8 protein-coding genes and 1 pseudogene are annotated in these 8,554 nt (G+C 69.4%); 3 read left to right on the top strand and 6 right to left on the bottom strand.

What is annotated here, in order from left to right; genetic code table 11:
• Positions 1-1,308, bottom strand: a 1,308-nt coding sequence (locus tag AC0HS0_RS00845; RefSeq protein ID WP_472960989.1) for an extracellular solute-binding protein, incomplete at its 3' end; no start/stop codon positions are given.
• 98 nt (positions 1,309-1,406) lie between these two features.
• On the bottom strand, positions 1,407-2,588 hold the full coding sequence (locus AC0HS0_RS00840; RefSeq protein ID WP_472960987.1) for an ROK family transcriptional regulator: 1,182 nt from the start codon (positions 2,586-2,588) through the stop codon (positions 1,407-1,409).
• Positions 2,589-2,655: 67 nt separating this feature from the next.
• Between AC0HS0_RS00840 and AC0HS0_RS00835 the strand changes: the two genes are divergently transcribed.
• Positions 2,656-3,444, top strand: coding sequence for an SDR family NAD(P)-dependent oxidoreductase (locus tag AC0HS0_RS00835; RefSeq protein WP_472960985.1), 789 nt, complete (start codon positions 2,656-2,658; stop codon positions 3,442-3,444).
• 1 nt (position 3,445) lies between these two features.
• Here the strand turns inward: AC0HS0_RS00835 and AC0HS0_RS00830 are convergent, their stop codons facing one another.
• Together AC0HS0_RS00830 and AC0HS0_RS00825 are read right to left on the bottom strand one after the other, a co-directional pair.
• Complete coding sequence (locus tag AC0HS0_RS00830) at positions 3,446-3,805, bottom strand: nuclear transport factor 2 family protein (protein ID WP_472960984.1); 360 nt, start codon at positions 3,803-3,805, stop codon at positions 3,446-3,448.
• Between the two features lie 73 nt (positions 3,806-3,878).
• Positions 3,879-4,472 (bottom strand): TetR/AcrR family transcriptional regulator, encoded by a 594-nt coding sequence (locus tag AC0HS0_RS00825; RefSeq protein WP_472960983.1) that lies wholly within the window; start codon positions 4,470-4,472, stop codon positions 3,879-3,881.
• 84 nt (positions 4,473-4,556) lie between these two features.
• Here AC0HS0_RS00825 and AC0HS0_RS00820 point away from each other — a divergent pair, with 84 nt between their 5' ends.
• Positions 4,557-5,495: an aldo/keto reductase gene (locus AC0HS0_RS00820; protein WP_472960982.1), complete on the top strand. Its 939-nt coding sequence runs from the start codon at positions 4,557-4,559 to the stop codon at positions 5,493-5,495.
• 27 nt (positions 5,496-5,522) lie between these two features.
• Here the strand turns inward: AC0HS0_RS00820 and AC0HS0_RS00815 are convergent, their stop codons facing one another.
• Together AC0HS0_RS00815 and AC0HS0_RS00810 are read right to left on the bottom strand one after the other, a co-directional pair.
• Positions 5,523-6,854 (bottom strand): DUF1254 domain-containing protein, encoded by a 1,332-nt coding sequence (locus tag AC0HS0_RS00815; protein ID WP_472960980.1) that lies wholly within the window; start codon positions 6,852-6,854, stop codon positions 5,523-5,525.
• Positions 6,855-7,015: 161 nt separating this feature from the next.
• Positions 7,016-8,230 carry an NADP-dependent isocitrate dehydrogenase gene (locus AC0HS0_RS00810; RefSeq protein WP_472960978.1) on the bottom strand — a complete coding sequence of 405 codons (1,215 nt, stop codon included), beginning with the start codon at positions 8,228-8,230 and terminating at the stop codon, positions 7,016-7,018.
• A 147-nt stretch (positions 8,231-8,377) separates the two neighbouring features.
• Between AC0HS0_RS00810 and AC0HS0_RS00805 the strand changes: the two are divergent.
• Positions 8,378-8,554, top strand: a pseudogene (locus tag AC0HS0_RS00805) (GNAT family N-acetyltransferase); the annotation flags it as partial.

The raw sequence follows: 8,554 nt of genomic DNA, 5'->3' as shown, positions 1-8,554 counted from the left end.
CGTACGCTGGGCGAGCGCCTTCAGGTCGGAAGCGTCACGGATCTTGGAGAAGAACTCCTCCATCACGTTCGCCGCCTCGACGGAGGCCCAGCCGGGAGCGGCCGGCGTCAGCTTCGAGTTGGAGGCCGACTCGATGAGCGCCTTCGCGAACTGGTCGTCGCCGAGCGAGGACATGTAGTCCGAGTTCGCCGGGCCCAGGCCGTTCTTGCCGAGCATCTCCTGGTACTCCTTGCTGAAGATGATCTTCAGCAGCGTCTTGGCCAGGCCCGGGTTCTTGGACTTGGCCGAGATGCCGATGTTGGAGCCGCCGGCGAAGACCGGAGCGGGCTTGCCATCGTTACCCGGGAGCACGTAGGTGCCGAAGGTGTTGTCGTTCCAAGTACGCACCGCCTTGCCGTCCTTGGTGGACAGGTCGCCGATCGACCAGTGCGCCCAGCCCGGAGCCATGATGGTGGCGGCGGCGAGCGAGGTGTCACCCGTCTTGTTGCCGGTGGCGTCCACCGTCTGGTCGGTGTCGTTCAGGTAGATGTACTGGTTCGAGTCCTTGGCGTCGTTCGGGGCCTTGGACGCGTTCTTGTAGATGTCCTGCAGCTGCTGGAGGCCCTTCAGCGAGTTCGCCGAGTCGAGCGTGGCGACCCACTTGGAGCCTTCCTTCTTGGCGATGTCACCGCCGTTGGCGAAGATCCAGGAGATGCCGTCGCGCCAGTCCTGACCGCCGAGGAAGAAGCCGGAGAAGTTCGGGATCCCCTTCGGGTTCTTCGCCGTGATGTCGGCGACGGTGCTGTTGAACTGGTCCAGCGTCGTCGGCACCGTGGCGCCGGCCGCGCTGTAGACGTCCTTGCGGTAGAACATGTAGCGCGAGCCGAAGTAGTACGGCAGCGTGTAGTTCTTGCCGTCGACCTTGCCGGCGTCGACGAAGGACTGCAGCAGTTTGTCGCCGCCCAGGTCCTTGTACATGTCGGAGACGTCGAGGAACGCGCCCACGTTCGTGAACGTCGGGGACTGGGTGTTGCCCATCTCCGTCACGTCGGGAGTGTTGTTCGCGTCGGGGAGCGACGTCGTCAGCTTGGTGACGATGTCTCCCCAGTCCTGCTGCTCGATCTTGAGCGTGGCACCGGTCTCCTTGTTGAACTCCGTCTTCAGGTAGTTGCGGAGCGCGTCAGGGGTGTCGGATCCGACGAGCCACAGGGTGACCGTCTTTCCCTTGCCGTCGGTGCTCGGAGCCTGGCCTCCTCCTGAGGCGCATCCGGCGAGCACGAGAGCGGAAGCCGTAGCCACAGCGGCGAGGCCGACGAGCTTTCTCTTCATTGCTGTTCCCTTCATTGTGTTCGGGCTTTCTTGGGTGGTCAGTGTGGGCGGGTGCTTCACACCGTCGGTGCAGGGGTCGTGGTTCGCACGGTGCTGTGTTACGAGACCCCGAGTTGTCCGGAGAGGACGAGTACGGCCGCGCCGCGCAGGACGATGTCCTGCCCCTGCGTGGTCATCCGGACCGCGAGGTCGGCGTGGTTCTCTGCCATCGTCCGGCTCCGGAGCGTGTGGATGGTCGCCTCGGCGAGAGGGCCATCGAGAAGGTCGGTCGGCCCGCTGAGCACGAGTTCCGACAGGTTGAGGGCGCCCACGACGGGCGCGAGTGCGATGCCGAGCCGGCTGCCCGCCTCGCGGAGGACGGGTGTCGCATCCGCGCCCTCCATCTCGGCCGCGAGGATGCCGCGGCGCAGTTGCGGGACGCTCAGCCAGTGCTCGAGCACCTGGTCGCGGCTGTAGGTGGCTTCGAGGCCGAGGTCGGTGCCGACCATGACCTGGCCGATCTCGCCGGCGGCGAAGTGGCTGCCGTAGACGAGCGCCCCGGCGATGATGAGTCCGGCTCCGATGCCGTGGCCGACGCGGATGAGCATCATGTCGCCGGTGGCGCCGCCGTAGCTGTGCTCGGCGAGCACGGCGGCGTTGGCGTCGTTGGCGACGACGACCGGGAGGCCGGTGAGCAGGTGGAGGTCGTGCTGCAGCGGCACGGCCGTCCAGCCGAGGTTCGGGGCGGTGAGGATGGTGCCGGTCAGGTCGACGACGCCCGGGGAGCCGACGCCGATGCCGAGGATGGGCGCGGTGGCGCTGTCGACGAGGTGGCGGACCAGCTCGATGACTTTCGCGAGGGCCTCCTCCCCGGTCGCCGCGCGGCCGTCGGCGTCCTCCAACGGGACCTCGGCGGAGTGCAGGAGCTCGCCGTCGAGGTCCATCACGGCGCCGCGGAAGCGGTCGTGGTCGCTCAGGTCGACGCCGACGATCTGGTGCGCGGTGCGGTTGATGTCGAGGAGCACCGCCGGCTTGCCGGGCCGCGCGGACTCGCGCTGACCGAGCTCGATGACCAGTGCTTCACTCAGGAGTTCCGCGACCAGGTCGGATACCGTGACCCTGGTGAGGCCGGTCTCGCGGGCGATGTCGGCGCGGCTGAGCTGTCCCGACCGGTAGAGCGTCTGGAGGACGAGCGAGCGGTTGTGGCTGCGCGCGTGCTCCGGGAGGACCTTGGCGCGCGGCCGGAGCGCCCGGCCGGGCCCGAGCCCGCCGTTGCCTCCCCGCACGTCCATCGTGGTCATGTTTGTTAGTAAAGCTTACGAACAAAAGAAACGCAAGCACCGAAACGAACTCGTTACACTCCTGCACGTGACCGTCGCATCCTCCGCCCCCGCCCGCACCCCGTTCACCCTCACCGGCTCCCGCGCCCTCGTGACCGCCGCCAGCCGCGGCCTGGGCCGCGAGATCGCGCTCGAACTGGCCGGCCAAGGAGCCGACGTGGTGCTCGGCGTGCGCGACCCCGGCGGCTCCGCCGAACTCCTCGCCGAGCTGAGCGCCTTCGGCGTGACCGCGCGGGCGATCCGCCTGGACGTGCTCGACCTCGCGACCTGCCGCACCGCCATCGACGAGGTCGTCGCCGAACTCGGGCCGTTCGACATCCTGGTCAACAACGCCGGCGGCGGCATCAACGCGCCGGCGCTGGAGGTCACCGAGGACGACTTCGACCACGTCTGGCAGCTGAACACCCGCTCGACGTTCTTCCTCTCGCAGCACGTCGCGAAGACCATGCGCACGAACGGCGGAGGGTCGATCGTCAACATCGCCTCGCAGGCGGGGCTCGTCGCCCTCCCGCTCGAGTCGTCGTACTGCACCGCCAAGGCCGCCGTCGTGCACCTCACCCGCTGCCTGGCCGTCGAATGGGGAGGCTACGGGATCCGCGTGAACGCGGTCGCGCCGACTTTCATCGCCACCGACGGCACCTCCGAAGCGCTCGCGGACGACGACTTCCGCGCCGACACGATCGAGCGGATCGCCGCCCTCCACCGCATCGGCGTCCCGGCCGAGGTGTCGGGCGCCGTGGCCTTCCTGGCCTCCCGCGCCGCGTCGCTCATCACCGGGCAGACGCTGGCGATCGACGGCGGCTGGACGGCGCGGTAGCTCAGGCCGTGGGCACGAGCAGGGTGCGCAGGTCGGCGATCCGGCCGTCGCGGACGACGATCACGTCGATCCCGCGGGCCACCGGTGATCCGGCCGGCCCGAGCGCCCACGCGAGCGCTCCCGCGTCGGCGGCCTCGTAACGGGGGCCGTCTTCGGCGAAGACGAAGGCCTCGGGGAGGTCGCGCAGCAGTTCGTCGGCCTTCTCGGCCAGGGCGTCCCGGCCGGTGACGCTGCCCTCCGGGTCGGTGAAGACGACGTCCTCCGCGTATACCTCATCGATCGCGGCGCGCCGCGCGGCGGCGTCCCGCTCGCCGAAGACCCTGTGGAGGTTCGCGTCGAGGAGGTCGTGGATGCTGCTCATGCGGGGTGGTTCCTTTCGTCAGCGATCGTCCGATGCGGGTGTCAACGCGCCCGGGTGGCGCGGTCTTCCCGAATCAGTCTGTGCGGGGACGCAGCGCGTCGATGAGGAGGTCGAGAAGCCGGCCCGTCCGGGCCGAGCCGCCGGCGTCGCCCGCGTCGCCTGCGCCGCCGGCCGAGACGAAGACGCCGAGCAGCATCGAGACGACGTCGTCCGCGTCTGCGTCGGAGCGAAGCGTGCCGTCGGCCGCGCCGGCGGCGAGCATCGAGCCGATCACCGCGACGATGCGCTCGCGGGTGGAGGGCGCGGCGATCCGCCCGGAGGCCCAGCCGGCGCGAAGCGTGCCGAGCATCCCGCGCTTGGCGGCGGTGAAGCGGGCGTAGTGGTTCATCCACTCGCGGAGCGCCTCGTCGCCCGGCAGCTCCGCGAGGAGCGGGGCGGCGTCCGCGACCACGGCGTCGAGCTCGGCCGCGTAGACCGCCTCCACCAACGCATCCCTGGTCGGGAAGTGCCGGTAGAGCGTTCCGATCCCCACACCGGCGTCTCTTGCGATCCGGTCGAGGGTCACCTCGTCGCCGTCGGCGGCGAACGCCGCACGCGCGACCCTGAGCAGGTGGTCGCGGTTGCGCTGGGCGTCCGCACGCAGCGGACGGGTGTTCGGCGAACTCAAAACGGAGGCTCCTCCGGAAAGGTGTATCGTGGCGATAGCGGAGGCCCCTCCGCTTCGTCCATTCTGACACGGGAGGACACCACCATGACCGATGACACGACCACCACCCGCAGGCCGCGACCGGGCGGAGTCGGCCGGCTCGCCGGGCGCGACGTCGCCCGGATCGGTTTCGGCGCGATGCAGCTGGAGCGCCTCCACAACGACAGAGGCGCGGCGATCGCCCTGGTGCAGCGCGCGGTCGAGCTGGGCGTCGATCACGTCGACACGGCGGAGTTCTACGGAGCCGGCTTCGTCAACGAGGTGCTGGGCGAGGCGCTCGAGGGCGTCGACGACGTGCAGCTCGTGAGCAAGGTCGGTGCCGCGGTCGGTCCCGGCGGACGCGGCCTCCAGCCCGCGCAACGGCCCGAGCAACTCCGCGCGTCCGTGGAGGCCAACCTCCGCTCGCTCGGCGTCGAGACCATCCCGGTGGTGAACCTGCGGCACATGGACGCCGGGCTCGGGATCCGGGCGGAGGGCGACCAGATCGTCGGGCTCGACGACCAGCTCGCAGCCCTGGTCGCGCTCCGCGACGAGGGGCTGATCGGTGCGATCGGGCTCAGCAGCGTGACCATCGACGGCCTCCGCCGCGCCCTTCCGGCAGGAATCGTGTGCGTGCAGAACGCCTACAGCCTGGTCGCGCGTGACGACGAGGACATGCTCGCGCTCTGCCGCGACGAGGGCATCGCCTGGGTGCCCTACTTCCCGCTCGGGAGCGCATTCGCGGGCCTCCCCAAGGTGACCGACGAGCCCGAGGTGAGAGCGGCGGCGGAGGCGCTCGGCGTGACGCCGTCGCAGGTCGGCCTCGCCTGGCTGCTGCAGCACGCGCCGAACGTCCTGCTCATCCCCGGCACGGCGGACGCCGATCACCTGGAGGCCAACCTGGCGGTGGGTTCCGTCGCGATCGACCCGCAGACCGCCGCGCGCCTCGACGTCGTACCCACTCGGGAGGTCGATCTCGCGGCGTTCCACGCCCGGCGGGGCTGAGCGGCGACGCGACTGAGCGCTCCGGCGTCAGCCCCGCTCCGCGATCGCCGGCGGATTCCACCGGCCGTCCAGCGCCTCCGGCCGCGGAGCGTACAGCCGCATGATGATCCGCAGCGGCCCGGCGGGCGCCGGCAGCCAGTTCGCCGTCTTCTCGCCACCGGGGTCGGTCGGGCCGTAATAGAGCTCGAGCGAGCCGTCGTCTTCGTAGTGGAGGACGTCGCGATCGCCGAGCGCGAAGCGGTTCAGCGGGTTGGGCGCCTGGAAGCTGTCGTGGTCGTACATTGTCACCGACCAGAACGCGTCCACCGGCGGCAGCTGCTGGGCTTCGAAGCGCTGGACGTAGTCGCGCTCCCCCACGATCGAGCGCCCCTCGGCGTCGGCCACGGCGATGGGATAGATCGCGTCCTCCGGCTGGTTCGCGCCGAGCCCGACCACAGACACCGCGGCGCGTTTCAGATAGAAGTCGCCGTAGACGCCCATGCTGTCCGTGTTCATCGCCCAGCCGTTCGTGATGCGGGCCATCGTGCTGATCGCCCGCTGATGCCGCTCGCGGGCATCGGCGGCCCCGCGCTCCAGGGCCTCGCGCTGGTCGTCGTCGAACGCGGACACGTCGAAGTCCGCGCCGCGGACGATCCCGAGGGCCTCCAGCCGGGCCAGTGCGCTGAAGTCGGTCAGCTGCGGGGCGTGCTCGGCGAGCAGTCGCGCCGCGTACGAGAAGAAGTCGGCGGCGGTGAGTCCGTTGACGATCGCCAGCGGCTCGGCGCTCAGGTCGAGTCCGTCGGGGGCCACCGAGGCCGGCAGCGTCGTCGACGGCGCCTCGCCGTCGAGCGTGCTGAGGCGGAGACCGTCCTGGAACTCCCGCACGGCGGGGTAGTCCGCCGGTCCGTTCGTCTGGACGCGCCCGATCAGCCAGACGTGGGAGGTCGGAGCGTCGATCCTCCGCACGCCGTCGGGGGCGTCACCCTTCCATCCGGGCGGGGCGATCAGGAAGCTCCCGGCCGCCGTCCCGGTCGTGCGCTTGCCCGGCACCGCGAAGGCGTTCGTCCACATGTCGAGCAGCGGGAGCAGGTAGTAGCGGCCGCCGCTGTCCGGGACCTCCAGCAGCAGCGGGCCGCTGGAGAGGTCGAGCCAGGCCGACGAGTACAGGGTGTCGAAGTTCGGCGCGACGACCGCGCGGAAGTCAGCGTCCGGGAAGGCTCGTGCGTGCGCGAGCGTGTTGGTGGGGCCGCGGCCGATGACCGAGGAGTCGCCGGGCTGCGTGAAGACGCTGCGGGTCACGTCCATCGTCACCAGCGGGTAGAAGTAGGTGTACGCCTCGGCCGCGCGTGCGGCGACCTCGTCCGGGCTCAGTTCGATCACGGGATCCCCCTCGGCTCAGCGATGCGCGGCGGCATCTGCGCCGCAGCATAGGGTCGCGTTCGGGTGTTTGGGTAGAGTCGGCCCGTTAACGACGAATCGCGCCGGATGCCGGCCCCCGCGGTGCGGGAGACGCCATCCGGCGCGAACGCGGCGCGAGACGCTTACGCCAGGCGGGTCTTGAGGTTCTCGCTGATCGCGTCGAGGAACTCCTCGGTGGTCAGGAACTTCTGCTCGGGGCCGACCAGGAGGGCGAGGTCCTTCGTCATCTTGCCCTCCTCGACCGTCTTCACCACGACGTCCTCGAGGGTGTGGGTGAAGTCGATGAGGTCCTGGTTGCCGTCGAGCTTGCCGCGGTGCGCGAGGCCGCGCGTCCAGGCGTAGATCGAGGCGATCGGGTTGGTGGAGGTCGGCTTGCCCTGCTGGTGCTGGCGATAGTGGCGGGTCACGGTGCCGTGCGCGGCCTCGGCCTCCACGACGCTGCCGTCGGGGGTGGTGAGCACGGAGGTCATCAGGCCGAGCGAGCCGAAGCCCTGCGCCACGGTGTCGGACTGCACGTCACCGTCGTAGTTCTTGCACGCCCAGACGTAGCCGCCCTCCCACTTGAGGCTGGAGGCGACCATGTCGTCGATCAGGCGGTGCTCGTAGGTGAGGCCGGCCGCGTCGAACTTCTCCTTGTACTCGGTGTCGAAGACCTCCTGGAAGAGGTCCTTGAACCGGCCGTCGTAGGCCTTGAGGATGGTGTTCTTGGTCGACAGGTACACCGGGTACTGGCGGTCGAGCCCGTAGTTGAACGACGCGCGCGCGAAGTCGCGGATGGAGTCGTCCTGGTTGTACATGCCCATCGCAACGCCGGCGCCCGGGGCCTGGTAGATCTCGAACGACTGGGCCTCGCCTCCGTCGGCGGGCTGGAAGCTCATGGTCAGCGTGCCGGGGCCGTCGAAGGTGAAGTCGGTGGCGCGGTACTGGTCGCCGAAGGCGTGACGGCCGATGACGATCGGCTTGTTCCAGCCGGGGACCAGACGCGGGATGTTCGAGATGATGATCGGCTCGCGGAACACGACGCCGCCGAGGATGTTGCGGATGGTCCCGTTCGGGCTCCGCCACATCTTCTTGAGGCCGAACTCCTCGACACGGGCCTCGTCCGGGGTGATGGTCGCGCACTTGACGCCGACGCCGTGCTTCTGGATGGCGTGCGCCGCGTCGATCGTGATCTGGTCGTCGGTCTCGTCGCGCTTCTGGATGCCGAGGTCGTAGTACTCGAGGTTCACATCGAGGTACGGGTGGATGAGCGAGTCCTTGATCGCCTTCCAGATGATCCGCGTCATCTCGTCGCCGTCGAGCTCGACGACCGTTCCATCAACCTTGATCTTGTCCACTGGTTCTCCTGGGGTCTGTGCCGTGTTTCAGCCGGAGACAGCTTACCGGAGGCGCACAACTATCTTGACATCGAGACACTTTTGTCAGCATTCGGTCAGCGGTCCCGCCGACTATGCGGGTCGCCCCGCGCACGTTACCCTTTCGATATGGCTGAGTTGAGACTGGAAGAGTTGAGCGCGAAGACCGTCGTGGCGGCGAACGCGCTTTCGCTGAAGCCTGGTCAGGAGCAGTTCATCGCTCCGGTGTCGTACTCGGCCGCGGCCGCCGTGGCCGATCCGACGACCTCGTGGCAGCGCGTCGTGCTCGACGGCGACGACGTCGTC

The organism is Leifsonia sp. PARNA 1/14 (assembly GCF_055720965.1).
This window is presented reverse-complemented; position numbering and strand designations above follow the sequence as displayed.

What these genes read in the sequence shown, in the direction of transcription:
- AC0HS0_RS00840 (WP_472960987.1), bottom strand. Translation starts at nt 2,588, where the DNA reads ATGACCACGATGGACGTGCGGGGAGGCAACGGCGGGCTCGGGCCCGGC.
- AC0HS0_RS00830 (WP_472960984.1), bottom strand. Translation starts at nt 3,805, where the DNA reads ATGAGCAGCATCCACGACCTCCTCGACGCGAACCTCCACAGGGTCTTC.
- AC0HS0_RS00820 (WP_472960982.1), top strand. Translation starts at nt 4,557, where the DNA reads ATGACCGATGACACGACCACCACCCGCAGGCCGCGACCGGGCGGAGTC.